The 26,207-nt window shown below is 51.5% G+C and carries 20 protein-coding genes, 1 tRNA gene and 1 pseudogene; 7 read left to right on the plus strand and 15 right to left on the minus strand.

Features of this window, described 5'->3' with window-relative positions; genetic code table 11:
• Positions 1 to 2: 2 nt before the first annotated feature.
• Complete coding sequence (locus Y71_RS00330) at positions 3 to 1,055, minus strand: AbrB family transcriptional regulator (RefSeq protein WP_007369463.1); 1,053 nt, start codon at positions 1,053 to 1,055, stop codon at positions 3 to 5.
• 771 nt (positions 1,056 to 1,826) lie between these two features.
• On the opposite strand from Y71_RS00330, the gene Y71_RS00335 reads away from it, so the two are divergent.
• On the plus strand, positions 1,827 to 2,456 hold the full coding sequence (locus Y71_RS00335; protein ID WP_007369465.1) for a helix-turn-helix transcriptional regulator: 630 nt from the start codon (positions 1,827 to 1,829) through the stop codon (positions 2,454 to 2,456).
• Between the two features lie 103 nt (positions 2,457 to 2,559).
• Here Y71_RS00335 and Y71_RS00340 read toward each other — a convergent pair whose 3' ends face one another.
• Complete coding sequence (locus tag Y71_RS00340; protein WP_007369466.1) at positions 2,560 to 2,841, minus strand: hypothetical protein; 282 nt, start codon at positions 2,839 to 2,841, stop codon at positions 2,560 to 2,562.
• 477 nt (positions 2,842 to 3,318) lie between these two features.
• Between Y71_RS00340 and Y71_RS00345 the strand changes: the two genes are divergently transcribed.
• Complete coding sequence (locus Y71_RS00345; protein ID WP_007369468.1) at positions 3,319 to 4,002, plus strand: hypothetical protein; 684 nt, start codon at positions 3,319 to 3,321, stop codon at positions 4,000 to 4,002.
• Positions 4,003 to 4,122: 120 nt separating this feature from the next.
• On the opposite strand, the pseudogene rhuM reads toward Y71_RS00345, so the two are convergent.
• Positions 4,123 to 4,794: pseudogene (rhuM, locus tag Y71_RS00350) on the minus strand (RhuM family protein); the annotation flags it as partial.
• A gap of 110 nt (positions 4,795 to 4,904) precedes the next feature.
• The gene (locus Y71_RS00355) at positions 4,905 to 5,213 is read right to left on the minus strand and encodes a SymE family type I addiction module toxin (protein ID WP_007369470.1); all 309 of its coding nucleotides are present in this window, start codon (positions 5,211 to 5,213) and stop codon (positions 4,905 to 4,907) included.
• Positions 5,214 to 5,346: 133 nt separating this feature from the next.
• Here Y71_RS00355 and Y71_RS00360 point away from each other — a divergent pair, with 133 nt between their 5' ends.
• Positions 5,347 to 5,538 (plus strand): toxin-antitoxin system HicB family antitoxin, encoded by a 192-nt coding sequence (locus Y71_RS00360; RefSeq protein ID WP_007369471.1) that lies wholly within the window; start codon positions 5,347 to 5,349, stop codon positions 5,536 to 5,538.
• A 7-nt stretch (positions 5,539 to 5,545) separates the two neighbouring features.
• On the opposite strand, the gene Y71_RS00365 is transcribed toward Y71_RS00360, so the two are convergent.
• Both Y71_RS00365 and Y71_RS00370 read right to left on the minus strand, forming a co-directional pair.
• Positions 5,546 to 6,157, minus strand: coding sequence for a DUF6680 family protein (locus Y71_RS00365; protein ID WP_007369472.1), 612 nt, complete (start codon positions 6,155 to 6,157; stop codon positions 5,546 to 5,548).
• Positions 6,158 to 6,253: 96 nt separating this feature from the next.
• A tRNA-Sec gene (locus Y71_RS00370) sits at positions 6,254 to 6,348 on the minus strand.
• A gap of 289 nt (positions 6,349 to 6,637) precedes the next feature.
• Between Y71_RS00370 and Y71_RS00375 the strand changes: the two genes are divergently transcribed.
• Positions 6,638 to 8,029, plus strand: a complete 1,392-nt coding sequence (locus Y71_RS00375) for a glycoside-pentoside-hexuronide family transporter (RefSeq protein WP_007369473.1) — start codon at positions 6,638 to 6,640, stop codon at positions 8,027 to 8,029.
• Between the two features lie 10 nt (positions 8,030 to 8,039).
• Positions 8,040 to 10,358 carry an alpha-xylosidase gene (gene yicI, locus Y71_RS00380; protein WP_007369474.1) on the plus strand — a complete coding sequence of 773 codons (2,319 nt, stop codon included), beginning with the start codon at positions 8,040 to 8,042 and terminating at the stop codon, positions 10,356 to 10,358.
• A gap of 42 nt (positions 10,359 to 10,400) precedes the next feature.
• On the opposite strand, the gene lpxO is transcribed toward yicI, so the two are convergent.
• From lpxO to gmk, 8 genes are all read right to left on the minus strand, one after another.
• Positions 10,401 to 11,309, minus strand: coding sequence for a lipid A hydroxylase LpxO (gene lpxO, locus Y71_RS00385; protein ID WP_007369475.1), 909 nt, complete (start codon positions 11,307 to 11,309; stop codon positions 10,401 to 10,403).
• A 101-nt stretch (positions 11,310 to 11,410) separates the two neighbouring features.
• Complete coding sequence (locus tag Y71_RS00390; RefSeq protein WP_007369476.1) at positions 11,411 to 13,147, minus strand: AsmA family protein; 1,737 nt, start codon at positions 13,145 to 13,147, stop codon at positions 11,411 to 11,413.
• 120 nt (positions 13,148 to 13,267) lie between these two features.
• Positions 13,268 to 14,653, minus strand: a complete 1,386-nt coding sequence (locus Y71_RS00395; protein WP_007369477.1) for a nucleobase:cation symporter-2 family protein — start codon at positions 14,651 to 14,653, stop codon at positions 13,268 to 13,270.
• A gap of 124 nt (positions 14,654 to 14,777) precedes the next feature.
• Positions 14,778 to 16,859 carry an ATP-dependent DNA helicase RecG gene (gene recG / locus Y71_RS00400; protein ID WP_007369478.1) on the minus strand — a complete coding sequence of 694 codons (2,082 nt, stop codon included), beginning with the start codon at positions 16,857 to 16,859 and terminating at the stop codon, positions 14,778 to 14,780.
• 3 nt (positions 16,860 to 16,862) lie between these two features.
• A complete protein-coding gene (gene trmH / locus Y71_RS00405) occupies positions 16,863 to 17,552 on the minus strand; it encodes a tRNA (guanosine(18)-2'-O)-methyltransferase TrmH (RefSeq protein WP_007369479.1) in 690 nt (229 codons plus the stop codon).
• Positions 17,553 to 17,556: 4 nt separating this feature from the next.
• Entirely contained in the window at positions 17,557 to 19,677 is a 2,121-nt protein-coding gene (gene spoT, locus Y71_RS00410; protein WP_007369480.1) for a bifunctional GTP diphosphokinase/guanosine-3',5'-bis pyrophosphate 3'-pyrophosphohydrolase, read from the minus strand.
• 18 nt (positions 19,678 to 19,695) lie between these two features.
• A complete protein-coding gene (gene rpoZ, locus Y71_RS00415) occupies positions 19,696 to 19,971 on the minus strand; it encodes a DNA-directed RNA polymerase subunit omega (protein WP_007369481.1) in 276 nt (91 codons plus the stop codon).
• Positions 19,972 to 20,025: 54 nt separating this feature from the next.
• Positions 20,026 to 20,649 (minus strand): guanylate kinase, encoded by a 624-nt coding sequence (gene gmk / locus Y71_RS00420; RefSeq protein ID WP_007369482.1) that lies wholly within the window; start codon positions 20,647 to 20,649, stop codon positions 20,026 to 20,028.
• A 258-nt stretch (positions 20,650 to 20,907) separates the two neighbouring features.
• On the opposite strand from gmk, the gene ligB reads away from it, so the two are divergent.
• Positions 20,908 to 22,599, plus strand: coding sequence for an NAD-dependent DNA ligase LigB (ligB, locus tag Y71_RS00425; RefSeq protein ID WP_007369483.1), 1,692 nt, complete (start codon positions 20,908 to 20,910; stop codon positions 22,597 to 22,599).
• A gap of 127 nt (positions 22,600 to 22,726) precedes the next feature.
• On the opposite strand, the gene Y71_RS00430 is transcribed toward ligB, so the two are convergent.
• Positions 22,727 to 23,005 carry a hypothetical protein gene (locus Y71_RS00430; protein ID WP_007369484.1) on the minus strand — a complete coding sequence of 93 codons (279 nt, stop codon included), beginning with the start codon at positions 23,003 to 23,005 and terminating at the stop codon, positions 22,727 to 22,729.
• 639 nt (positions 23,006 to 23,644) lie between these two features.
• Between Y71_RS00430 and Y71_RS00435 the strand changes: the two genes are divergently transcribed.
• On the plus strand, positions 23,645 to 26,188 hold the full coding sequence (locus Y71_RS00435; protein WP_007369485.1) for a two-partner secretion domain-containing protein: 2,544 nt from the start codon (positions 23,645 to 23,647) through the stop codon (positions 26,186 to 26,188).
• The last annotated feature ends 19 nt before the right edge of the window (positions 26,189 to 26,207 follow it).

Genomic DNA, 26,207 nt, shown 5'->3' on the forward strand with positions numbered 1-26,207 from the left:
GGTTATGCTCCCAGCCTTTTCGCCACAAAGCGTGAGATCGCCGGGCCGGTGATCAGCACCAGAATAAAGCGCCCGGTCTGCATCGCCATCACAAACGAGATATCAACGTGACTTGAAGAGGCGATGATCGCCACCGTGTCTGCCCCGCCGGGGCTGGTGGCGAGATAGGCGGTGAGCGGATCGATACCGGCGAACTGCACCAGCAAAAATGCAAAGCCGCAGCACACGGCCACCAGTGTCAGCACCGACAGCAACACGCGCGGCAGTGCGCGGGCGGCGTACCAGACAATCTCCCGCGTAAAGCGCAGCCCAATGCTCCAGCCAATCACCGCGTAGGAGAGCGCCAGCAGCCACGGCGGCAATTCCAGTGACAACACCCCGGTATCTTCGATAATGGTTCCCAGAATTAACGTTATCAGCATCGGACCAGAGGGAAGTTTTACCCGCCGGGCGATCAGATAACCTGCCGCAATGACCAGCAACGTACCGACAAACGGCAGCCAGCGCACCGGGCCGAACAGGGTAAATGTCGCGACCGCGTGATCCGGGCTGGTCGCGCCCATCCACATGCGGGTTACCAGCACCGCAACCAGCGCCACAATCATCACCCGCAGATACTGCATAAACGCCACCAGGCGGACATCGGCACCGAAACTCTCGGCCATAATGGTCATGGCTGCCGCCGCGCCTGGCGATGAACCCCAGATCGCCGTGGAGCCAGGAAAAACCTGTAGCTTCGCCATAATCCAGCCGAGAATGGCACTGGCGAAAATCACCGAAACAATACAACTGATAAACAGCGGCCAGTCGGCAGCAATGCGACCGAACACCGAAGGGGGAATGGCATGGGCGATCATGGCGCCGACCACCGCCTGCGCAACGCCGAAACTGGTTTTGCTTACTACCACAGGCCGGTTAAGGATGGCGAGAATAATCCCGGCAAACATCGGACCCAGCAGGAGCGCCGCAGGCAAATGGACCAGCTCCATCATGGCAACAAAGAGCAGTGAGAGGATGAGAAGAGGCAACCAGTTACGCAGTTTGGGTATCGCCATCAGCAGCACTCCGGATGAGTGACAGTGATAACCGTGGGATCAGCGAAAAACATAACACTCCCCGAATAATAACAGTTTGAAAAGCAAGGCATGTCTTTCGAATGTAAGCGTTCTCTTCGGGCTGTGCAATCTTTCATCTGGCACTGTGTAGCACAGTTCGCTTTTGTATATTACATTAATATTACAGGTAAAATTTAAGAGGCAGGTTAACAACATCGTTTGTCAGCCCAGGATAAAAGGCAACTTGTTAATTAATTTCTTAATCACTCACTTGCCACATGAAAAATCCTAAAACATGATCGATATTCTTGCTATTAAGAAAAAGATAACTAATTTTAGTAGGTCGACTATTAGACAGGTAGCAAAAATTAGAAAATGAAATTTTCCCTTCATCCTTTTTTTCTTTTTTCATAATTAAGATATGTTAATCAACCTGTTAATACATACGGTGTTAAAAAATTCCGTATGAATAAACTTTTGGGCTCTCGTAGTGCATTTGGTTGATATATTCCAGTTCTTTTTTTTCGTTTTATGTTACCGATGAGCTTGCGAAGTTTTTAACGGAAATATAATGTATTGTTAACAACTCAGATGGTGCAGGCGAGCCGGCAGATAAGAATACCTGAGGACATTATTTATTAATAATACAATGGGTTGGAAAACTTTGTTTTTCAATGTGAAAGATAAACCCTGCGGCAAACGTTAACATTACTCTGACAAACGTATCAGTCATGTGGACGAGGCGAGAAATAACCTTATCGGGGGCTGAATATGTATATCATCTCACAGGACAGTTACTTTGTGATGGGCATGGATATACTGCTCAAAGCGATTAATCCTTGCGCAACGCATACATTGATTGCGTACGATCGTGGGGATGAACAAATATTATTCTTTAGTGTTGATAAACTCATTTTAATCCTGAGTGAAGAAAAAAGTTTTCCTTCATTTATATGTTCAAGATTCATAAAAGTGGACAAAGCTTCCTCTTTGTCTTTTCTGAAGCATGAGCTTAAGAAAATTCTTAAGCTATTGAAAGGAAAGGAAAAGTTTGATACTGCCCGGGAAATCCACCTGAATAAAACGGAACATAAGATTTTACTCCACCTGCTGGATTACCAGGCGGGTGATGAAATTGCGCAAGCGCTCGGTTTGGATAAGAAAATCGTCAGTAATTATAAAAATGCGATCCTGCGGAAACTCGGGTTAAACAGCGTCGCGGAACTGATCCAGATCTACAATAACTGGAATGACTGTTTTTGCTGTATTGCCGGTAAAGTTGTACCGGAGGCAACCTTTCAGGAGCGCAAAGACAGCAACGAGTTGAAAATGGTCAGATCCCCGACACGCTACACTCTTCCTGCTCCCCCTGGCCGACATTTGTTAACGCATATGCAATAAGCTTTCTTCGCAAAACGGTTCAGATTGCCTGGTGCAACGCCGCGGCAATATACCAGGAGATTCTGTTGGCACCTTCCATGATGTATTCACGTCAGAAGAGCTATCAGAAATCATAGGCATTGATGACCTTCATTAATTCCTCGTCGTTTTTATACTTTTCCCGTAACGTTTTGAGCTGAACCACGGCCTTACCGCAGGTAGCTTCAAGGTTGGCATCCAGTGCTTTTTGCTGTTGCTCATTGAGATCGCTGTCCTGTTCGCTGGCAAAATGTTCACACTGCTCGGCAAGCGCGCGGAAATCACTGACATCTTTTGGTAACGGCGCTGCGGCAAAAGTGGTGTTGAAGTAAAAAACGGTGATGACGATAAAAAGTGAGCGTTTCATCGGTTGTTGTCTGTCGGTGGTTATCTGTCGGTTTTTGGAGTGTCTATGTTACTCCTGAACATCCTGAGTGATAAATCGCAGTTGCGCCCGATATTGGTTGATTTATGCGCGGATAACGTTGGTGAGGTTTATGCAACAGGGTTCGTCTTTCTGGCCGGGCGCGTTTGGTGAATGCGGTAATATTTCCTTATCCTCCATTATTATCGTCACCCTTGCAAATACAGAGGGGCCCATTAGAGGTGAAGGGAAAATAGTGTATTGCATTGTTAATGCTGTTTGCGTTGCGTCTTAACGCAAATAACAAACCATCAAATAACAATCATTGTGTTAAATGCGTTAGTGTTTATTGTAATTCTTATTTAAAGCGTTTTTAGAAGATTCTTATAGTGCATGCTTATATAGTTTTCATCCATGCGATTCGATCTTAATGTGCTTTTTTAATGGATTAATAAGTTATAAAATTAAGGTGCAATGCAAATGACTGAAATATTAAATGGATTTGAGAAGTGCGTCGATATTTATAGGGATTATAATAATTATCTTGATAAGCATCAGCTTAATGGGATTTGCTTCGGTTCTTCTCTGTACTGGACTTCTGATGCGCTGCGAGAAATTGCCAATGATAAAAATACAGTTGGATTTGCCATTAATGACAAACAGCGTTTTTTTGATTTTGGTAACTATGTGCAAAATTCTGCCATAAAAATGCACAGAACAACAGAAGGGCGTATACAACTTCTGCAAACGCTAAACAGGCAGGAGGATTTATTGGCAAGGCGAGCCGGTTACAGATTACATTATGAGTTGGCGGGTGACACTGCTGCGAGATTCCACATGAAATGTATTCTGAACAATGTTCCTGCATATAATAATACTGCCATTGTTATATCCACGGCATTAAGCGAAAGGATCCTGCATCCCCTTGAGCATACGTATTCCAGCTTTTCACATTCTACGGCACTGTTAAATTGTGGCGGATCGGTTTATTTATTTGATGTTAACGAGGGGGTTTACAGGCTGAGAAAAAATAATGCCTGCTCATGCGAAGCTGTTTTTAATGTTATCGCTCATAACCTTGGTTTATCCGGTATCGGAAATATAAAATATGATCTGCGCTGGGATGGACATGTTTTTATGCGCTTGAAAAAAACAAGATCGTGATTATAAAAAACTGATGAACCATAACGTCTCGGGGGTATTTTATACCCCCGACTGACAATTAAGAGTATTATAAAAATTTTTATGATATATAAACGTCGATTTTATGCACTTTTTCACTTAACCCCATATTGGCTGACGAGCATCAGCCCGCTGATGAATAAGCTCAGCGGCGGTCAGGCCGGTACAGGCAAAATGTAATTTGTTCTGGATAGTCTGGAAAAATAGCGTCGTTTCTTTGAGTGACGGCTGGTAATCGGCGGATAACGCAAAGATCTCCCGAACCCGTAAATATACCCGGCGCTCACTGGCCCGAATATCGCGGATGCGTTCCAGCATCTCATCGAAATAATCAGGCACGGCAGAAGAACCGACTGGCGGGTTTTTCAGCCGCTCGTCGTCCATCACAAAACCTTTAATCAGGTATTCCTGGAGCGTCTGGGTTGCCCACTGACGGAACTGTGTGCCCCGGGTGGAGCGAACGCGGTAGCCGATGGCAAGTATGACTGGCAAACTGTAGTGAAGAGTGTTGCGACTTACCTGCCGTGTCCCTTCCTGTTGAACTTGTAAGTAAGGCTTACAGGTTGCGTTTTGTTCAAGTTCTCCCTCTTCATAAATGGCTTTGATATGTTGGGTTATTGCTTGCGGGGTGACTTGGTAAAGTGCGGCAATGGATGCCTGCGGGAGCCATAAGGTTTCATGCTCGAAGCGGCATGTAATGCGTACTTTCCCGTCACCGCTGGCGAACATGATAAATTCACCTGCCGGGGATTGGGTTAAGCGTTCATCTGCCATGCTGCCTCCGCGATATGCGTTCTGATTGCTGAATAAGCTATGCAGTATGCCAGATACTCATACTGCATTTCATTAGCGCAACCACTATGAAGATAAAGGAGAAAGGGCGCTCAGTTAGGCTTTGATTGCAGATAGGCGTTTTTCATGACGCTTTTCACTTCCCTGAGTTGCCTGCGGGTTTTATCCAGCTCGCTTGCCAGCCACTCTTCCTTCTCGCTGTGTTTGGTTAGCACAATGCAACCCTGCATCACCTTCACCAGCAGATGTTGCCCGGTATCAAACCCGGCATCGCGCAGCCACTTGCCGGAAAGCATAATGCACGGCGTACTGGTGTCGCCCTGATTCGGGCGATAGCGCACAATTACACTGTGCTCGGTTCCGGTGGGCGTAAAGTCTGGGGTAGAATGCGGATCAGCCATTATCAACTCCTTGATAGTTGGGGATGGTTAGACGCTCCGGTTGTGTTCCTGCACTTTCGGAGCGTTGCTATGATAGGAAGGATTGCTTTTAGGTGGCCTCCTATAAAGTGAGAATAGTTAAATAGGTGGCCCCATGTCAACCATATCACGCGAGAAAAAACCGAAAGGTGGCGGTCAATCACCGCAGTTCAAAATGCGTATTGATCCGGCGTTAAAGGAACAGCTTGATGCTGTGGCAGCTGAAGAAGGGGTAAGCCTCGCCAGTTGGTTAAAGGAACTAGCGAGGGAGGCTTTGCGGGAAAGGGGCATTGAACCAAAAGCTTAGACTGGTCTTAGTTTTTGTTCATCTCTTGGTTGTCGCCTTGAAAACTTTCACTTGGAGTATTAACCGGAATATTTGTTATATGCATAGGTAAAGGATTTTCACCAGAGAGAACTTTTTCAAGGCCTTTTAGAATATTTGCTTGTGTAGCTTCTTGATCGCCGTGGGCGATTGGGCTGTAGCAATCTCTTTGCAATTGTACTTTATCAAAGTCATAGTTCATGGCTTGTGAAAGCGCATATAGCAGATCAGTAAAGAGATCGTCTGATTTGGAAAACCATATATTAATATCAGGGTAATCCTGGAGCTTATTTAAATGGCTGTTATAACTTTTCCATGCATGTGTTACGGCTTGTTCCCTTTTAGTTTGATATTTAATTTTGAATAATGGAAATTTTCTTCCATAGAACTCTATATCAATCATGTTTAAGGCCTGAACATGTTCTCTATGCAATCTTTGTGCTCTGGTCGACATTAATATTCGAAAAATAGAAAGGCGTTGGTTTTTTCTTTCCCTGAATTGCTCTAATAATTTTTGTGTTTGCACAGCAAGTATTGGACCAATAATCACTGCGGCAGTCATAATAATATCTTTTGATTCCATTCCGAAAATTGCATTCATTGAACATTCCTAATCTATGAATTTAAAAAGGCATACTTCTCATGTTTGTATCAGTAATAATGAGGTTGGAAGTTATAGCAGAACAAAAAGACATTTTGGCGGAAGATCACAGGAGTCGAACCTGCCCGGGACCGCTGGCGGCCCCAACTGGATTTGAAGTCCAGCCACCTCACCGGAGATGACGATCTTCCGCGCCTGCATTGCTACATGGAGGCGGGGCGCATTATAGCTACTTTCAGTCATTTACCACATACCCTCATCAGAATTTTTCTCATTGTGCTGCCGGTAAAATCCTCGGTTTAAGATAAATCCCAATCTTTTCCATCGCTTAGCCGCTTCGCTTCGGTGAAAGGGGGTGCGATCACAGAAAAGAATAAACGTAAATTGATAACAAGAAATCGCAATACCCGGCTGAAAACCAATCGTTTACAACGTGTGAAACCGCTCTCTGTGCACTTTTCACGCGTAAAGGAAACAAAAATGGACAGTCAGATTATTTCTGTAAAAGAAAAAATTGGCTACGGGATGGGCGATGCCGCCAGCCATATCGTCTTCGATAACGTGATGCTGTACATGATGTTTTTCTATACCGATATTTTCGGTATTCCCGCCGGGTTTGCCGGCACCATGTTCCTGCTGGCGCGCGCGTTAGACGCCATTTCCGACCCGTGCATGGGGCTGCTTGCCGACCGCACGCGCAGCCGCTGGGGGAAATTCCGCCCGTGGATCATCTTCGGCGCGCTGCCGTTTGGCGTGGTCTGCGTGCTGGCCTACAGCACGCCGGATCTCAGCATGAGCGGCAAAATGATTTATGCCGCTGTAACTTATACGTTACTCACCCTGCTTTACACCGTGGTCAATATTCCCTATTGCGCGCTCGGCGGCGTTATCACTAATGACCCGACACAGCGCATCTCGCTGCAATCCTGGCGCTTCGTGCTCGCCACCGCAGGCGGCATGCTCTCCACGGTGCTGATGATGCCGCTGGTGAAATTAATTGGCGGCGAAGACAAAGTCGCTGGTTTCCAGGGCGGGATTGCGGTGCTCTCGGTGGTCGCCTTTATGATGCTGGCGTTCTGCTTCTTCACCACCAAAGAGCGTATCCAGGCACCGCCGAGCACCACCTCAATGCGTGAAGATCTGCGCGATATCTGGCAGAACGACCAGTGGCGCATCGTCGGCGTGCTGACCATCCTCAACATCCTCGCCGTCTGCGTGCGCGGCGGCGCGATGATGTATTACGTCACCTGGATCATGGGCGATGCCGCCATCTTTACCGCGTTCCTCACCACCTACTGTGTCGGCAACCTGATTGGCAGTGCGCTGGCGAAACCGCTGACTGACTGGAAATGCAAAGTCACCATCTTCTGGTGGACTAACGCCGCGCTCACCGTGCTGAGCATTGCCATGTTTTTCGTGCCGATCCAGGCCAGCGTCACCATGTTCATCTTTATCTTTGTCATCGGCGTGCTGCACCAGCTGGTAACGCCAATCCAGTGGGTGATGATGTCCGACACCGTCGATTACGGCGAATGGTGCAACGGTAAGCGCCTTACCGGCATCAGCTTTGCCGGTACGCTGTTTGTACTGAAACTCGGCCTTGCATTTGGCGGCGCGTTGATTGGCTGGGCGCTGGCCGGTGGCGGTTACGATGCCGCGGCTCACAGCCAGAACAGCACCACCATCAGCATCATTATTGCCTTGTTCACGCTGGTTCCGGCGCTTTGCTACCTGCTCAGCGCCATTATCGCCAAACGCTTTTACACGCTGAAAACCCCGTTCCTGAAAGCGATCATGGCGCAACTGGCGCGTGGCGAGCACCGCGGCAAGCAGGGGTTTGGCCATGTTTCAGCCCGGGAAGAATTACTGTAAGGAGTGACAGATGAAAATTAGTGATGGCAACTGGCTTATCCAGCCGGGGTTGACGTTAATCCAGCCGGTTCAGGTATTTGAAGTTGAACCGCAGGGCAATGAGATGGTGGTCTATGCCGCACCGCGCGATGTGCGTGAGCGCACCTGGCAACTGGATACTCCTTTGTTTACGCTGCGCTTTTTCTCGCCGCAGGAGGGGATTATCGGCGTGCGCATTGAGCACTTTCAGGGGGCGCTGGATAACGGCCCGCACTTCCCGCTTAACGTTGCGCAAAACGTCCACGTGGAGATACGCAACACGGAAGCGTTTGCCGAGCTGCAAAGCGGTTCGCTTAGCGTTCGCGTGGGGAAAGGCGACAACTGGGCGATAGATTTTCTGCACGATGGCGAACGCATCACCGGCAGCCAGTTGAAAAATAACGGCTATGTGCAGAATGGCAACAGCGGGCGCAACTACCTTTTTGAGCGGCTGGATCTCGGCGTGGGCGAAACGGTGTATGGTCTCGGCGAGCGCTTTACCGCGCTGGTGCGCAACGGCCTGGCGGTGGAAACCTGGAACCGCGATGGCGGCACCAGCACCGAGCAGTCGTACAAAAATATCCCCTTCTATCTGACCAATCATGGTTATGGCGTGCTGGTCAATCACCCGGAAGCCGTGGAATTTGAAATCGGTTCGGAGAAGGTCTCCAAAGTGCAGTTCAGCGTTGAAGGCGAATATCTGGAGTATTTCGTTATCGACGGGCCGACGCCGCAGGCGGTACTGGATCGCTATACCCGCTTTACTGGCCGTCCGGCGCTGCCGCCCGCGTGGTCATTCGGCCTGTGGCTGACCACTTCGTTCACCACCAACTACGACGAAACGACGGTGAACAGCTTTATCGATGGCATGGCCGAACGCCAGTTGCCGCTGCATGTGTTCCATTTTGACTGCTTCTGGATGAAGGCCTTCCAGTGGTGCGATTTCGAATGGGACCCGCTGACCTTCCCGGATCCGGCCGGCATGCTGAAGCGGTTGAAAGCGCGCGGGCTGAAAATCTGTGTCTGGATCAACCCCTATATCGGGCAAAAATCGCCCGTTTTCCGCGAGCTGAAAGAGAAGGGTTACCTGCTGAAACGCCCGGATGGCTCGCTATGGCAGTGGGACAAATGGCAGCCGGGGCTGGCGATTTATGACTTTACCAACCCGGAAGCCTGCCAGTGGTACGCCGATAAGCTCAAAGGCCTGGTGGCGATGGGTGTGGATTGCTTCAAAACCGATTTCGGCGAACGCATTCCGACCGATGTGGCCTGGCATAACGGCGCGTGCCCGCAGAAGATGCACAACCATTATGCGTACATCTACAACGAACTGGTGTGGAATGTGCTGAAAGAGACGCTTGGCGAGCAGGAAGCGGTGCTGTTTGCCCGCTCGGCTTCCGTGGGTGCGCAGCAGTTCCCGGTTCACTGGGGTGGCGACTGCTACGCCAACTACGAATCGATGGCCGAAAGCCTGCGCGGTGGGTTATCCATTGGACTTTCCGGTTTTGGCTTCTGGAGCCACGATATCGGCGGCTTCGAAAATACTGCGCCTGCGCATGTCTACAAACGCTGGTGCGCGTTCGGGCTGTTCTCCAGCCACAGCCGCCTGCATGGCAGCAAATCCTACCGCGTGCCGTGGGCGTACGATGAAGAGTCCTGCGATGTTGTACGCCACTTCACACAGTTGAAATGTCGCCTGATGCCGTACATTTATCGCCAGGCTGCGCAGGCGCATGAATCTGGCGTGCCGATGATGCGTGCCATGGTGCTGGCCTTCCCGGAAGATCCCGCCTGCGACTATCTCGACAGGCAGTATATGCTCGGCGATGCGCTACTGGTCGCGCCGGTGTTCAGTGAAGCGGGCGATGTGCAGTTTTATCTGCCGGAAGGACGCTGGACGCACCTGTGGCATAACGACGTCCAGATCGGCAGCCACTGGCATAAACAGCGCCACAACTTTATGAGCCTGCCGGTTTACGTACGTGACAATACGCTGCTGGCGCTGGGCAGTAACGATCAGCGGCCGGATTATGCCTGGCACGAGGACACGGCATTTCAGCTGTTTTCCCTGGATGACGGACGTGAAGCGTTGTGCGAAGTGCCGGATGCCCGCGGCGCGGTGATCTTCAGTCTGCGGGCGAAACGTGCACATGGCGTGATTACGATACAGGCTGACGGTGCAGGGCGTAACTGGACGCTGTGCCTGCGCAATATCGCACAGATTGCCGGGGTGCAGGGCGCAACGCAGTCCGGCAGCGAGCTGGGTGTGGTGATTACGCCGCAGGGTAGTGAAGTGCGTATTACGCTCTGATTTTGAGGGGTATTTCCCTCTCCTTGTCGGGAGAGGGAGCAATTACAGTAAACCCGGCACAATAATCGCAGCAAAGATCGCGATAATAACCAGGTATTTCAACGCATAGTAGAGCTTGCGGCTGCGTTTTTTAAGGCGCTGGCCGCCTTCTCGCAGGGCATAAATATATTTGAAGATCCGGTTGATGGCGCCGGTACGGTCGCCTTCGTCGTTCGGCGAACTGGCGGCAGACATCAGCGTGGCACCAACCCAATGGTTGATCGCCTGCGCCCATCGCCATTTCATTGGCCGTTCGATGTCGCAGAACAGAATAATGCGTGTCTGGTCCGTTTTGTTTTCCGCCCAGTGAACATATGTTTCGTCAAAAATCACGGCTTCTCCGTCGCGCCAGCTGTGGCGCTGGCGATCGACTTCGATAAAACAACGATTGTCGTTCGGCGTGGCTAAGCCTAAGTGGTAACGCACGGAACCGGCATACGGGTCGCGGTGTTTACCAAGATAAGCGCCCGGAGGAAGCTCGGCAAACATCGCCGCCTTAATGGAGGGGATCTGGTTAACCAGCCGGGTAGTGACCGGGCAGAGCGCCTGCGCCGAAGGATGGGCATCGTCGTACCATTTCAGATAAAAACGCTTCCAGCCGCGTTTAAAGAAGGTGTTAAAACCGGCGTCATTATTGGTCTGCGCTGCTTTGATGTGATCCTGCAAACGCAGCGCTTCTTCACGTATTACCTGCCAGTTATCAGTAATCTTTTGTAACTCGGGAAACGCGGCAGTATCAAAAAAAGGCTGCTTTGGCGGCAGGCGCGAAAAACCGGTCATAAACATATTGATCGGCGCCATAAACGTCGAATGATCAAACAGCTGGCGCGAAAGCTTTTGTTTCTCTATGCCGCGGGAATGCGCATAGAACACGCTGATAAGAAAAACGGCGAGAATGATAACGGCGGTCATCGTAACTGTCCTTCCTCAAAAATTGAGAAGAATCGTAGATCACCGTTAAAAAGCCTTCCACATTCTCACGGGGAAGGCGCAATTTTTGTTAAAGTAATGTTTCAGGGCTGGGCAGGGGCGGGCTGTGCGGGCGTCTCAGTTGCGGATGGCGCCACTACGCCGCCCGATACCACGCCGCCATGCATGCTCTGTTTTACCTGCTGTTTCTGTACGTTTACCGCAGATAACTCGCCGTTAACGCTGGGCTTCAGCGGGGCATCGGCGCGTATGCTGCCGCTGGCGGTCAGTTGCAGGTTGCCATCGCCGCTTATCGGTAATGCTGGCCAGCCCCACTCCTGGAGCACATTCAGCGGTACACCGCGTCCGTTCAGGCTGACATTGACGCTGCGATCCGGCGTTTGCGAGACCACGGCTTTCGCCTCCAGCAACCCTTTGTCGGTGAAGGCGCTCAGCTCGGTAATATTGACCATGTTGCCGTTGGCATTCAGCGCCAGCGACGGACGGCGCACGTCCACGCGGTTGAATGTTGCCGCTGCGGCATTTAGTTTTGCGCTACCGCTCCAGACGCCCCATTTTCCTTCGCGCACCAGTTGCAGATTGTCGCCATAACCATCCAGCGAGGTGAGCTGCCACGGGAACGTCGGATCGATATCAATCACCAGGTTGCGGCTGGCGCTGAATTTCTTCAGCGTTACCGTGTTCAGCCACGGCGGCAGATCGTCCATCCACAGTTGCTTCCAGTTTTCCGGCAGTGTGTACTCCAGCCCGGCGAATGCGGCGTCGTCGAGCACCAGCGCATGGCCCGCGCGATACCAGTTACCGGAGGTGCGCACCATGCCGTTTTCCCAGCGCGAGGTGAATTGCTGTAGCGCAATTCCCTGCGGAGAAAAGTTAGCATTCAGGATCGGGTCGAACAGGTGCAGCGAGCCGTAAATAAACTCGCTGGCGTTCATCGACAGCCTGCCGTCGTCGCTCTGCCAGTCACCCTTAATCAGCGTCAAATTGCTCAGGCTCAGATCGAGGTCGGTAACCGCCCAGCCCGGCCCCTGTAAACGCGCGTCCGTCACGTCGACACGGCCAATCTGTAATGACGGCAGTGTGGTGAGCGGGTTGAAGAAATCGAGCAGGGTTTTATCGCTTTGCAGGCGAATATCGTTCAGGCGCAGATTATTCACCACCCAGCCGCCATCGGCAGTGCGTTTCGCATCGCCGGTCAGCGAGCCGCGCGCCATGTCCGCGCCGATAGTCGTCAGGGTAACAACATCTTTGTCGATGCTGCCCTGAATGAGCACGTTGCTGGCCGGAACGCCGTTTAACGTCAGCGAACCGGCGCTCATCTGAATTTGCGTTTTACTGCCCAGCACATTGCCAGCCACCGGCTGCCAGGGCGAGACGCCGCCCATCACCCGTTGCGCGCTCAGATCCCAGCCCGTGGTCGGGCTATTGAACGCCATATTATTGAGTTGCAGGCGATCGGCCTGGAAGGGAAGCGGCGCGGCAGACGGGGAGAAATTGAGCGTGCCATCCTGCAATAAAATAGTGTCGGCGTGCAGCGGATCGGTCAACTGGCGGCTGCTCAGGCCAATATCCACGGTTTTAGCGACCAGTGTCGCCGGGTTGCCTTTGCGGCCGAAATTGACGTTTTTCAGTAATACATGGGAAGGCGAGGAGAAGCGGTGATCAATCACGTCGAAGGTGAGGTGATAGTCGCTGTTGTTATTCACCCAGTTGCTGACCTGTGTCGCACCCCAACGGGTTTGCAGCAGAAAATAAGCGGCCACTATCGCCAGTAGCAGGACGATAACGACAACTAAAAGCAGCTTTCCAAGAAATTTCATGATCTTCCATCCCCGAAGTGTCAATCAGGCAGTTATGCACGATTTATGCGCAATGCTCAAGGGCGGAATGATGAAAGGAGATGACAGCGGCAGCCGGTAAGCCCGGCTGCCGTGGCGCGGTCAGTTTTTCTCTGGCGGAAAAATCAGATTCAATACAATTGCGGTGATACCGCCTGCGGCGATACCGGAGGAGAGCAGGTTTTTCAGCCAGTCAGGCGCGAATTGCAGGATCTGCGGCTGCTGGGAAACGCCAAGGCCCACGGCCAGCGACAGCGCGATAATCATAATCGCGCGACGGTTCAGTGGCTCGCGGGAGACGATACGCACGCCGGAAGCGGCAATCGTACCGAACATCACCAGCGTTGCGCCGCCGAGCACCGGCTCAGGCAGCTGCTGAACGAAAGCGCTGACCGCCGGGAACAGACCCAGCACAACCAGCATCAGCGCCACGAAGAAACCGATATAGCGGCTGGCGACGCCGGTCAACTGAATCACGCCGTTGTTCTGGCCAAAGCAGGAGTTCGGGAAAGTGTTGAACACCGCCGAAACAAACGAGTTGATGCCGTTTGCCAGCACGCCGCCTTTCAGGCGCTTCATGTACACCGGGCCGGCGACGGGCTGCTCGGAAACGTCAGAGGTGGCGGTGATGTCGCCGATGGTTTCCAGCGAGGTGATCATAAATACCAGCATCAGCGGCAGCAGCAGGTTCCAGTCGATGCTCAGGCCGTAATAGAGCGGGGTTGGTACCATAAAGGCGTTCGCTGGCGCGCTATATTCCGGCAGCATGCCCATAAACAGCGCCAGCACATAACCGACCGCCATGGCAATCACCAGCGAAGCAATACGCAGGTACGGGTTACGCTGACGGTTGAGCAGAATAATGATGGCCAGCACCACGCCCGCCAGCAGCAGATTTTTCGGCGCGCCGAAGGTGTGGTTGCCCATTGCGGCAAAACCGCCGCCGACGGAAGTCAGGCCAACCTGGATCAGCGACAGGCCGATAATCATCACCACCACGCCGGAAACCAGCGGGGTAATAATGCGGCGTGCCAGCGGCAGAATGCGCGAGATAACCATTTCGGTACAGCTTGCCAGCATCAGGGTGCCGAACAGCGCAGCCATCATAGTTGGTACATCCGCACCGCCGGTTTTCAGCGCCGTGCCGCCCATAATCAGTGGCGCAACGAAGTTGAAGCTGGTGCCCTGAATCGATAGCAGACCGGAACCCACCGGGCCCCAGGCTTTAATCTGGATGATGGAAGCGACGCCGGAGGCGAACAGCGACATGCTGATGATGTGCTGAGTGTCCTGAGCCGGTAACCCCAGCGCCTGACAGATCAGCAGCGCGGGCGTAATCACGCCAACAAACATCGCCAGCAGGTGTTGCAGTGCAGCAAACAGGGTTTGCGGCAGCGGCGGGCGGTCTTCAAGGCGATAGATCAGCTCGCTGGGTTGAGTCTGCGCAACCGGTTGCGCACTTTCGGACTCGATGGTGTTTAAGGACATCTCAGACAATCCCCTGATGGAAAAGCGCTGATTTTATCGGACTGTTTGGTAAAAGCAAACGGTTGCTATGTTAAAAACACACTTTTCGAAGGGATGTTATTTCTACCGGCTAAAGTCCTGAAACTCAGGCGTTGGAGTAGCGTTCTGTTTCCGGCATCCAGCGTTCGATTAATGCCGCTGCAAGCTGCGGATAACGCTCGTGAATATGGCGGGCGACACGCTGAACTTCCGGGATCATCGCCTTGTCGCGCAGCAGGTCGGCGACTTTGAATTCCGCATTGCCGGTCTGGCGGGTTCCGAGCAGCTCGCCGGGACCGCGAATTTCCAGATCCTTTTGCGCAATGACAAAGCCGTCGTTGCTGTCGCGCAGCACCTGTAAGCGTTTTTGCGCTGTCTTTGAGAGCGGGGATTTGTAGAGCAAAACGCAGTGCGAGGCTACCGCGCCGCGCCCGACGCGCCCGCGTAGCTGGTGGAGTTGCGCAAGGCCGAGCCGCTCCGGGTTTTCGATAATCATCAGGCTGGAGTTGGGCACATCCACGCCGACTTCAATTACCGTGGTCGCGACCAGCAGATGCAGCTCACCCTGTTTGAACGCCTGCATGACTGCCTGTTTTTCCGCTGGCTTCATGCGGCCATGCACGAGCCCGACATTCAGCTCCGGTAGCGCGAGTTTCAGCTCTTCCCAGGTGGCTTCTGCCGCCTGCGCTTCCAGAAGATCGGACTCTTCAATCAGCGTACATACCCAGTACGCCTGACGGCCTTCATCGATGCAGGCATTGCGCACGCGATCGATAATCTCATTGCGGCGTGTATCCGGGATGGCAACCGTGGTGACTGGCGTACGGCCCGGCGGCAGTTCGTCGATAACCGACGTATCGAGATCGGCATAGGCGGTCATCGCCAGCGTGCGTGGAATCGGGGTGGCCGTCATGATTAACTGGTGAGGATGGAAACCCTGCTGCTGGCCTTTCTCCCACAGCGCCAGACGCTGGTGGACACCAAAGCGGTGTTGCTCATCGATAATCACCAGCGCGAGGCCGTTAAACTGCACCTGCTCCTGGAAAATAGCGTGCGTGCCGACCACCATCTGGACTTCGCCATTAGCAATGGCATCCTGCTGTGCCTGGCGCGCCTTCCCTTTTTGTTTTCCCGCCAGCCAGCCCACTTCGATACCGAGCGGCGCAAACCAGTTGCGGAAATTGTTGGCGTGCTGCTCAGCCAGCAGCTCGGTCGGTGCCATCATCGCCACCTGCTTACCGTTGGCGATCGCCCGTAATGCGGCCAGTGCGGCAACCAGCGTTTTACCGGAGCCGACATCGCCTTGTACCAGGCGCATCATCGGAATATCCAGCGCCATATCGCGCTCGATTTCCGCCACGACCCGCGCCTGTGCGCCGGTCGGTTTAAACGGTAGCGACGCCAGCAGGTCTTGCTTCAGCTCATCTTTGGCAACGAGCGGCTGCGCATGATAGCGCTGAGCCCCGGCGCGCAGCGCCAGCATACTCAGGTTATGCGCCAGTAATTCTTCAAGGATCAAACGGCGCTGTGCCGGATGCGTACCCGCTTCGAGTTCAGCCAGCTGCAATGACGGCGGTGGGCGATGCAGTGTGTGCAGCGCTTCCGGCAGGCTCATCATGCCCTGTGCCAGCTCAGGCGGCAGCAGTTCGCTGATGGCGCAGGTCGCCAGCAGTTCCAGCGCCTGGTCGGTCAGTTTACGCAATGTCGCCTGCTTAATCCCTTCGGTGGTGGGATAAACCGGCGTAAGCGTTTCCTGTAATTCGGGAGTACTGAGATCGCCCTGCACGCGGTATTCCGGGTGAATCATCTCCGCACCATACTTCCCGCGCTTTGCTTCGCCATAGGCCAGCACGCGGCGGCCAGTGGCGAGGCTGTTTTTCATTGCCGCGTTGAAGTTGAAAAAGCGCATGGTGAGGATGCCGGAACCGTCGCTGATCTGGCAGGTCATCATTCGGCGACCGCCGAAAGTGATATTGCAGTTCAGCACTTCGCCTTCCACCGTGGCGTAGATGCCCGGCAGCAGGTCGGCAATAGGGTAAAGTTGGGTGCGATCTTCGTAACGCAGCGGCAGGTGAAGCAGCAGATCCTGCACGGTGTGCAGGCCGATTTTCGCCAGTTTGCTGCTCTGCGCCGCGCCGACGCCGGTCAGCGAACTTAAGGGCACCGCGTCGAGCAGCTTACCTTTCATCGGTTATCCTGCCGCCTGCATAGTGGACCACCACATGGGGTCGGCTTCGATTTGGCCTTCCGAATTGACGTGCGGGTAAGGCAGCCCTTTACGTTTCGCGACTTTCGCCAGCACCGGGTAACCTCCTTCGAACAGCAAGCGCTGCTGCTCTTCATCCGGCAGCATGCTGTTTTCGCGCTGGTACATACCGGCGTTTTGCCGCTGACGCTGCGCTTCATACAGAATTAATGCTGAGGCCACGGAAACGTTGAGCGACTGCACCATGCCGATCATCGGAATGATGATGTCCTGATCCGCCAGATCCAGTGCTTCCTGAGTGATCCCGGTTTTCTCCTGACCCATCAGGATGCAGGTCGGGCGCGTGTAGTCGATCTCGCGAAAGTCGACCGCTTTGTCCGACAGATGCGTGGCGAGTACCTGCATGCCGCGCGCTTTCAGTACGCCGACAGCATCGCCAATGGTACGGTGTGTTTTCACCTCCACCCAGCTATTACTGCCTGCGGCGGAGGAGGCCATGGTGCGCATGCGGTTGCTTGGCCAGACAGCGTGGACTTCATGCACGCCGACGGCGTCTGCGGTGCGGATAATAGCAGAGACGTTATGGGGCTTGTGAACCTGCTCCATGCAAACTGTCAGATCGGGCTGACGTCTGGCGAGCATCTCGCGAATACGCGCATAACGTTGAGAATTCATACAATTAGTTTCTGTTACGGGTGACTTTAATCACATCCGGCATCACGCGGATTTTACGCATGATATTCGCCAGATGGACGCGATCGCGCGCCGTCAGTCGGATGAAAGCGCTGTACACGCGGCCATCTTTCTCTTCCGTATTCAGGCTCTGAATGTTGGATGAAGCCGTGTTAATTGCTGCCGTGAGGTTGGCCAGCGCTCCCTGATGGTTGAACATATCCACCTTGATTTCGGTGATAAATTCCTGCGCGGTCTCTTTATCCCACTCCACAGCCATAAATTTTTCTGGCTCTTTCTGGTAGCCACGAATATTACGGCAGGACTCATGGTGGATAACCAGCCCTTTACCGGGGCTGACATGGGCGACAATCGGGTCGCCGGGGATCGGACGGCAGCATTTGGCAAAGGTGATCAGCACGCCATCTGCGCCTTTAATCGGCAAATGACCGTTGCCGCTGGAGCTGGACGGCGTTGGTGCGGCTTGCACCGCTTCCCCTTGTTGCAGGTTTTTCGCGACCACGACGCTCATGGCGTTGCCAAGGCCGATTTCAGCCAAAAGATCGTCAAGCGTCGCCAGCTTCATACGCTCAAGCTCGCGCTGAATATGCTCCTGCGGAATTTCGGCCAGCTTGCGGCTGCCGCCCAACGCATGATTCAGCAGACGTCGACCGAGACTTACCGAGTCGTCGCGCTTGAGGTTTTTCAACATCTGACGGATTTTCGCGCGCGCTTTTGAGCTGACGACAAAGTTCAGCCATGCGGCATTCGGGCGGGCGCCCGGCGCGGTAATAATCTCTACCGTCTGGCCGCTGGCGAGTGATTGCGACAGCGGATACGGCTGGCGGTCAACACGTGCACCGACACAGGCGTGACCGATATCTGTGTGAACCGCGTAGGCAAAATCCACCGGCGTCGCACCAGCAGGTAGCTCGACAATACGGCCTTCCGGGGTGAAAACATAAATCTCATCGGGGAAGAGATCAGATTTAACGCTCTCGATAAATTCAAACGAGCTACCGGCGCTCTGTTGCAGCTCCAGCAGGCTTTGCATCCAGCGCTGGGCGCGGATTTGGGCAGTGGTGCTGCTCTCGCCGTGCTCTTTATAGGCCCAGTGCGCTGCAACCCCCATTTCCGCCATTTGATCCATATCTTCAGTACGGATTTGCACCTCTACCGGTACGCCATGTGGACCAATCATCGAGGTGTGCAGGGATTGATAGCCGTTCGCCTTCGGAATGGCGATGTAGTCTTTCACGCGACCGGGACGCGGTTTGTACAGGCTGTGCATCTGGCCCAGGACGCGGTAACAGGTATCCAGGTCATGAACGATAACGCGGAAAGCGTAAATATCCATGATCGAGTGAAAGCGTTGCTCTTTCAGCACCATCTTGCAATAGATGGAATAGAGGTGCTTTTCACGTCCGCTGACGCGGCAGGGAATGCCCGCTTCCTGTAAACGCCCTTCGATTTCCGAGAGGATTTTTTGGATCATCTCTTTGCGGTTGCCGCGTGCGGCTTTCACCACTTCTTTAATCACGCGATAGCGGTTCGGGTACAACGCCTCGAAACCCAGCTCTTCCAGCTCGGTTTTGATGTGGTGAATACCTAAACGGTGCGCCAACGGACTATAGATTTCGAGGGTTTCACGGGCGATGCGGCGACGCTTGTCCGGGCGAAGCGAGCCCAGCGTACGCATGTTATGGGTGCGGTCGGCCAGTTTGATCAGGATGACGCGGATATCCTGCACCATCGCCATGATCATCTTGCGAAAGTTTTCGGCCTGTGCTTCTTTTTTATCCTGAAACTTGAGCTTATCAAGTTTGGATACCCCTTCCACCAGCTCGGCAACGCTTTTGCCGAACAGTTGTTCCATATCCTGGTAAGTGGCCGGGGTATCTTCAATCACGTCATGCAGCAGCGCGGCCATCAGCGTTTCGTAGTCGAGTTTCATCTCGGCCAGAATACAGGCCACCGCTACCGGGTGCGTGATATAGGGTTCACCGCTTGAACGTGTCTGGCCCTCGTGAGCGTCACGTGCAACGAGATACGCCTGCCTGAGACGTTTAATTTGATCTTCAGGCAGATAGTTTTGAATCAGTTGATTCAGGCTTTCAAACAGATACAAGGGTGACCTGCAGGTTAATTAACGACGACCTTCAGCAATGGCGGTAACGGCCTGCAGTTCTGCGGCTTCCTGCTCTTGCTGTTCCTGGCGCTCACGCACGTCGAGGATCTGGTTGTTGATCAGACCTTCTTCGATTTCGCGCAGCGCGATAACGGTGGTTTTATCGTTTTCTTCCGGTACTAACGGATCTTTACCGCCAACCTGCATCTGACGAGCGCGACGCGCGGCGACCAGCACCAGGTCAAAACGGTTACCTACTTTCTCTACAGCGTCCTGAACAGTTACGCGTGCCATACTTAAAATGCTCCACAGGTGAAGAAATGACTGGGCATGATACTGAAACCAGGCTCAGTCTGCCAATAGTTTGCTGATTAAAGCGTCATGTCGCTGCTTCTGGCGGCTCATACGCAGGCGTTCAGCGCGAATAATGGTTTTCAAATCGCCCAGAGCGGTATCAAAATCATCATTCACAATCAGGTAATCATATTCTGCGTAATGGCTCATTTCCGCAACGGCCTGCGCCATCCGCTTTGCAATTACCTCTTCGCTGTCCTGACCGCGTCCACGCAGGCGGCGATCCAACTCCAGCTTTGACGGCGGCAGTATAAAGATGCTGCGCGCCTGCGGCATGCGGCTGCGAATTTGCTGCGCGCCCTGCCAGTCGATATCAAGGAACACATCCACGCCGGTCGCCAGTACTTGCTCAATGGCTGCGCGGGAGGTGCCGTAAAAGTTGCCAAATACTTCGGCATGCTCAAGAAACGCGTCATCATCAATCATGGCTTTAAATTCGTCATGATTAACAAAGAAATAGTGTTCGCCGTGCACTTCACCCGGGCGCGGTGCGCGCGTGGTGTGCGAAACAGAAACCTGAGTGTCGTATAACGGTTGGGTTTTCAGCAAAGCCTGGATGAGGCTTGATTTACCCGCGCCGCTGGGGGCGGAAACAATATATAGCGTGCCTTGAGCCATGAGAGTCTTTTGTATGTGAATTGCGAAAGGAAACTTACATACGTGCCTATTATACACATCAGCGCTACGTGACGTAGCATTTGTCACACTTTTTCCCTCTCAGTATGGCATTTTGCGGCCCGCTTTCCTGTTTTGTTTGCAAATTTTCACCGCCATCGCGAATCTCCGGAACCTGTCTCGCAACCGCTCTGTTTATTGATCGAAAACGGTTCCCTCCCGGCGTTATAACGATTGCGCTATCAAAAGGGAGAAATATCTATGTGGAGAAGAGCCGGAGCCGCAGTTTGTCTGTTGCTATGGAGCGTATTCAGCTTTGCAACTTGCCCTGTCTGGTCGCCTTCGCGGGCGCAGGAAGAAGTAAGCCGTTTGCAGCAGCAGCTCGCGCAGTGGAATGAGGCCTACTGGAAATCGGGAGCAAGCGATGTCAGCGATGATGTTTACGATAGACTAAACGCCCGGCTTGCCTATTGGCAGCGCTGCTTTTCGCTCGAAATATCCTTCAACTCATCAATACCGCCTGGCGGTAATACAACTCATCCGGTTGCGCATACCGGTGTGCGCAAGCTGGCGAATAAGCAGGCGCTGCAACAGTGGATGGCCGGGAAAAAAGATCTCTGGGTACAGCCAAAAGTGGATGGCGTAGCGCTCACGCTGGTCTACCGCCAGGGCAAGCTGGTACAGGCCATCAGCCGTGGAAATGGGCTGGCGGGCGAGGACTGGACGACAAAAGCCCTCGCGATCCCGGCGATTCCCAACAATGTTAGCGGCGAGCTGGCGAACAGCGTTTTGCAGGGCGAACTCTTTCTGCGCCGTGAAAACCATATCCAGAAACAATCGGGTGGCTTAAATGCCCGAGCCAGAGTTGCTGGTGCGATGATGCGCCGCGACGCACCAGACCTGCTTCGAGAAATGGGTTTTTTTGTCTGGGCATGGCCGGATGGCCCGGCAACGCTGGCACAACGGCTGGTTGCGCTGAGCAAGAGCGGATTTAGCGAGGTGCTCGATTACAGCGTGCCGGTCAATATTGTTCAGGACGTGGAGCGCTTACGTGCCCGCTGGTTTACCTCACCCTTACCCTTCGTGACAGACGGTATCGTCGTTCGCTCGGGCGCTGAACCTCAGGGCAAGGCGTGGTTGCCTGGGCACGGTGACTGGGTGGTGGCATGGAAATATGATCCGGTAGAGGAAGTCGCCAGCGTAAAAGATATTCAGTTTGCCGTTGGGCGTACCGGGAAAATTGCCGTCGTTGCACAGCTTGAACCCGTGCAACTGGATGATAAACGCGTCCAGAGGGTAAATCTTGGTTCTGTCCGGCGCTGGCAGGAACTGGATATTGCACCGGGCGATCAGGTTTCTGTGAGTCTTGCCGGGCAGGGTATTCCCCGTCTTAACCGTGTGGTCTGGCGCAGCCTTGTTCGTGAAAAACCGGTTCCACCGGCTCCACTTTTTTCATCGCTTAGCTGCTTTTATGCCACGGCAGAGTGCAATGAACAGTTTATTGCCAGGCTGGTATGGCTAAGTTCTGCAAAGGCTCTGGGGATCGAGGGGCTGGGAGAAAGTAGTTGGCGGATGTTGCATCAGGCACATCATTTCGAACATCTCTTTTCCTGGCTGGCATTAACAAAGGAGCAGTTGCAGGCGACGCCCGGCATTTCTCCCGCTCGCGGGCTAAAGCTTTGGCATCGTTTTAACGTGGTACGCCAATATCCTTTTATCCGTTGGGTTAACGCGTTAGGAATTCCTTTGCCTCAGTCTGCATTAAATGCACAGGGCATCAGCCTTTGGCAGGAACTTACCGGAAAGACGGAACAAGAATGGCTTGCGTTGCCAGGCGTGGGGGCAGAGCGTGTCCGGCAGATACAGCGCTGGTTGAGTCTGCCGGAAGTGACATCTCTGGCGGACTGGCTGGAGAAACAGAAAGTACGAGGATTTACCGTGGGCAGTGAATAATCATTCGATATTTCTGGAGGTAATCAATTGAACAGCATCACGTTAAATCTGGGCAATAATGCTGGTTTTTAATAAAAAGAGCCAGCAGTAGTAATGCGCTGGCTCTTCCTGTTAATTACAGGTTTTTTTATTCTTTAAAAAAGCTGCCAACGGCTGTAATTATTGCACTTACCAGGCCGTTATAACCATTGGTAATGTTTGCTTTGGCGTCAGTAAAATTCAGCGAGAATAATTGGCCGATACCTGTGCCAATCTGGCTGGTATAGCTGCCGAAATTAGTAGACAGACCAATTTTTGATGTGATGAAGTCGGCAAGATTTCCTGCCTGGAAACCTAAAAAGCTCCCAATGGAGGCAAGGCTGGCACCGGAAACTGCTGCAATTTCTTGAGTGTTTAATTCACGCATTTCTTTTCCCTTAAATAAATGTCCTGATGACGTTTTAATTTTATTTTTCACAAGAAAGACAAGTCAATGTTTATTCTTTTGATTTGGGTTTATCGAAGATGTTCTATTTTTTGATGAGGTGATTTATTTCTTAATATCAATAATTTAATTTCTGTTATTGTTTATAGTAATATGTCTTATGCAGAGCGCGAGAAAAATATGATTTTTTAGTTGTCGGGATAAAACAGGCTTGCCAGAGCTGTGACAATACAATTAGTATCGCCTTTGGTAAATAAAGGCGGACTGATTCTGAGGATTTTTCTTTTACAGTAATGAGTTATCGGAGTTTTAATGCGATTTGAGCATGGCCTGTTGTCACTTTATTTGTGAATGGAATTGTGAGTCGATGTTTATCGATAAATGAAGGAATAACCAGTGACAGGGAGTTCTGATGTTTACTGTGTTGTGTTATTAAATTCATTTTATTAGTGCTGTTATTAAACGAATAGCAACGGCATTTATCATCATGGCTTCAATTCTTCTTCCCGGACAAATACTGACTTATTTTTCTGGGTGTCAGCTCTTCTTTACTTACTGATTGGCAACAATTTCCGTATACAGCCACGCACAAATAACTAAAGATCATATTCGGAGGTTATAATGAAACAAAAGCGTTATTTAGTTAAAGTCACACCTATTGCTACTGCGGTTATTTTGTCATTACCGTTGGTTGTATACGCGGACATGATTAACAGTAATCGTGCAGCAGCGGCCAGAACTGTTAATAATGTATCGGTTATAGATATCAATAAAGCGAATGAAAATGGGCTCTCACATAATATCTATGACAAATTGAATGTGGGAAAGGAAGGGGCCATATTTAATAACAGCACCAATGGTGCTAATACGGCTCTCGCGGGTGTGATAAGCGGTAACAGCAATCTGACTTCCGGTAGCGCCAAAATTATTCTCAACGAAGTACGTTCAGGTCGTAGTAACCTGGCCGGTATGCTGGAAGTTGCGGGTAATGAAGCACATCTGATCATTGCTAACCCATCGGGTATCACCTGTTCGGGCTGCGGTTTTATTAATACGAATAAAGTGACGTTAACCTCCGGGACGCCTGACGTGCAGAATGGCGTGCTGAGAGGATACGCCGTTAATAGCGGTGATATTAGCGTTGAGGCTCAGTTGCTCAATGAGTCCCCAACGGAACTTATTACTCGTGCTGTAACGGTCAAGGGTTATGTCGGCGTAGCTAAAGATCTGACACTCATTCTGGGTAATAACTATGTTAATACGAACAATCAAATCACCGGCAGCGTGAGAGCTGAAGGTTTCCGTAAAAGCAATAGCCTCGACGTTGCGAAGCTGGGGGGAATGTATGCGGACAAAATCACGCTTATCAGTACAGAACAAGGAACTGGCGTAAATAATAGCGGTGTGATCGCCGCAGGCAAGGGTGGTTTTACCCTTGATGCCCAGGGTCAGTTACATAATAAAAATGCGTCGATTAAATCCAATGCCACTGTTCTGATGAAGTTGGCTGGCGATCTTAATAACTCTGGCGGCAGTATTGCCAGTGACGCGTCAGTGTACATCGATACTGCCAAAAATACGTTAGACAACTCTGGCCTTGGTAATATTCAGGCAGGTAAAGATATCGCAATCAGTAGCGGCTATCTGAACAACATGAACGGCAAAATGGCTTCGGCTGGGTTGCTGGCGATCAACACTAATGGCAATACACTGCGTAACGCTGGAACGGAAAAAACATATGGTCTGACCGGCGGAATCGTTGCTCTCGAAACAGGGTTCTTTGACAATAGCGATGGCCAGATTAACGGCGGCTATATTGGCATTAACTCCCTGAATACCGCAAACAGAAATGGTACTATAGATGCGATTCAGAATATCGAGTTAATTAATAATAGTTATAATACCATCGACAATACCGGTGGTCGTATCCGTACTGTAAATGGTCATATTAAAATTGATGCTAAAAACAGTACTCTGATTAACAATAATACGAAGACCGCCGATGTTAGCAGCAGTGATTCTCGCGGGATTATTGCTGGCGATGGTGGCATTATGATTTCATCCTATGCGTTGGAAAATAATGGTCAAATTTCATCGAATGGTAATATCGATATTAAGAGCAGCTATAATATCGATAACCACTACGGCAAAATCTCTTCAGAGAAAAACGTTAACGTTGAAACAAAAAATCTGGTTAACTATGCAAGCAGCATCGGTGCTGTGGGTAATGTAAGCGTCGCGGCATCCGGTAAACTTGAGAACTATGTGGGTGTGCTCCGTTCTGATGAAGGAACACTGAGTATAAACGGCGGGTTAATTGATAACTACGGCGGCATGTTGCTCGGTAAAGATATCAATATCACTGCTACAGGTGATGTGAACAGCAATGCAGCGCTGGTTGTTGCTGTTAATGATATCAACATTACCACCAAAGGTAGTCTCTTTAATAATAATGGTAACAACTATGGCGATCCGTATGGGTTCTATTTTGGTATGGCTGACCAAAAAGGTGGGATCATCGGTAAACGTTCAGTTAATTTGACCGCTAAAAATATTTATAGCGAAGATAGCCGTATTATTGCTCAGGCGGGTACATTAGATGTTATGACCACCGGTCTGTTCTCTAATGCCAATAGCCAGACAGTCGGGGGAACGGCTGCAAATATTAAAGCTAATGCTATAAATAATGCCTATGCTGTCATCAAATCTTATGGTGATGTTAATATCACTGCATCATCCCTGGATAACCGCAGCACCGGTAACGCCAAAAACGGCAATCTGACGGGTGTTATCACGGCGGATAAGGATTTGGTATTGACGATGAACGACTCTTTTGAGAACACAGGATATCTTGTCGGGAAAAATAAAGTTTCGGTTACCACTGCAAAGGGTTCATTAACTAACAGAAATACTATTTCTTCTGATAATGAAATGAATTTCAACGTAGCGAACAACCTGAATAACTATGGTGATATTTTTGCCGGAAAAGTTATTAATATCAACGCAGGTGGCGGTGTTTATAATTACAGCAATCTTTTCAGCAATGGCGTAGTCAATATCACTGCACAGTCGGTAAATAATCTGCTCGGGGTTATTGGCGGCGTTCAGGGGTTAAACTCCAGTGTTCCTGTGAGCAATATTTTGGGTACGGTTGTCGGTAAGTAATTCTGATATCCATGTTCAA

This window comes from Kosakonia radicincitans DSM 16656 (assembly GCF_000280495.2).
In the GTDB taxonomy this organism is placed as follows: Bacteria; Pseudomonadota; Gammaproteobacteria; order Enterobacterales; family Enterobacteriaceae; genus Kosakonia; species Kosakonia radicincitans.

Bases quoted from the DNA above. Each gene is read 5' to 3' on its own strand.
- Y71_RS00435 (WP_007369485.1), top strand. From the start codon at position 23,645: ATGAAACAAAAGCGTTATTTAGTTAAAGTCACACCTATTGCTACTGCG.
- rpoZ (WP_007369481.1), bottom strand. From the start codon at position 19,971: ATGGCACGCGTAACTGTTCAGGACGCTGTAGAGAAAGTAGGTAACCGT.
- Y71_RS00335 (WP_007369465.1), top strand. From the start codon at position 1,827: ATGTATATCATCTCACAGGACAGTTACTTTGTGATGGGCATGGATATA.
- Y71_RS00345 (WP_007369468.1), top strand. From the start codon at position 3,319: ATGACTGAAATATTAAATGGATTTGAGAAGTGCGTCGATATTTATAGG.
- ligB (WP_007369483.1), top strand. From the start codon at position 20,908: ATGTGGAGAAGAGCCGGAGCCGCAGTTTGTCTGTTGCTATGGAGCGTA.
- yicI (WP_007369474.1), top strand. From the start codon at position 8,040: ATGAAAATTAGTGATGGCAACTGGCTTATCCAGCCGGGGTTGACGTTA.
- Y71_RS00340 (WP_007369466.1), bottom strand. From the start codon at position 2,841: ATGAAACGCTCACTTTTTATCGTCATCACCGTTTTTTACTTCAACACC.
- Y71_RS00395 (WP_007369477.1), bottom strand. From the start codon at position 14,653: ATGTCCTTAAACACCATCGAGTCCGAAAGTGCGCAACCGGTTGCGCAG.
- Y71_RS00375 (WP_007369473.1), top strand. From the start codon at position 6,638: ATGGACAGTCAGATTATTTCTGTAAAAGAAAAAATTGGCTACGGGATG.
- Y71_RS00360 (WP_007369471.1), top strand. From the start codon at position 5,347: ATGTCAACCATATCACGCGAGAAAAAACCGAAAGGTGGCGGTCAATCA.
- gmk (WP_007369482.1), bottom strand. From the start codon at position 20,649: ATGGCTCAAGGCACGCTATATATTGTTTCCGCCCCCAGCGGCGCGGGT.
- Y71_RS00365 (WP_007369472.1), bottom strand. From the start codon at position 6,157: ATGAATGCAATTTTCGGAATGGAATCAAAAGATATTATTATGACTGCC.
- Y71_RS00390 (WP_007369476.1), bottom strand. From the start codon at position 13,147: ATGAAATTTCTTGGAAAGCTGCTTTTAGTTGTCGTTATCGTCCTGCTA.
- Y71_RS00355 (WP_007369470.1), bottom strand. From the start codon at position 5,213: ATGGCTGATCCGCATTCTACCCCAGACTTTACGCCCACCGGAACCGAG.
- Y71_RS00330 (WP_007369463.1), bottom strand. From the start codon at position 1,055: ATGGCGATACCCAAACTGCGTAACTGGTTGCCTCTTCTCATCCTCTCA.
- lpxO (WP_007369475.1), bottom strand. From the start codon at position 11,309: ATGACCGCCGTTATCATTCTCGCCGTTTTTCTTATCAGCGTGTTCTAT.
- recG (WP_007369478.1), bottom strand. From the start codon at position 16,859: ATGAAAGGTAAGCTGCTCGACGCGGTGCCCTTAAGTTCGCTGACCGGC.
- Y71_RS00430 (WP_007369484.1), bottom strand. From the start codon at position 23,005: ATGCGTGAATTAAACACTCAAGAAATTGCAGCAGTTTCCGGTGCCAGC.
- trmH (WP_007369479.1), bottom strand. From the start codon at position 17,552: ATGAATTCTCAACGTTATGCGCGTATTCGCGAGATGCTCGCCAGACGT.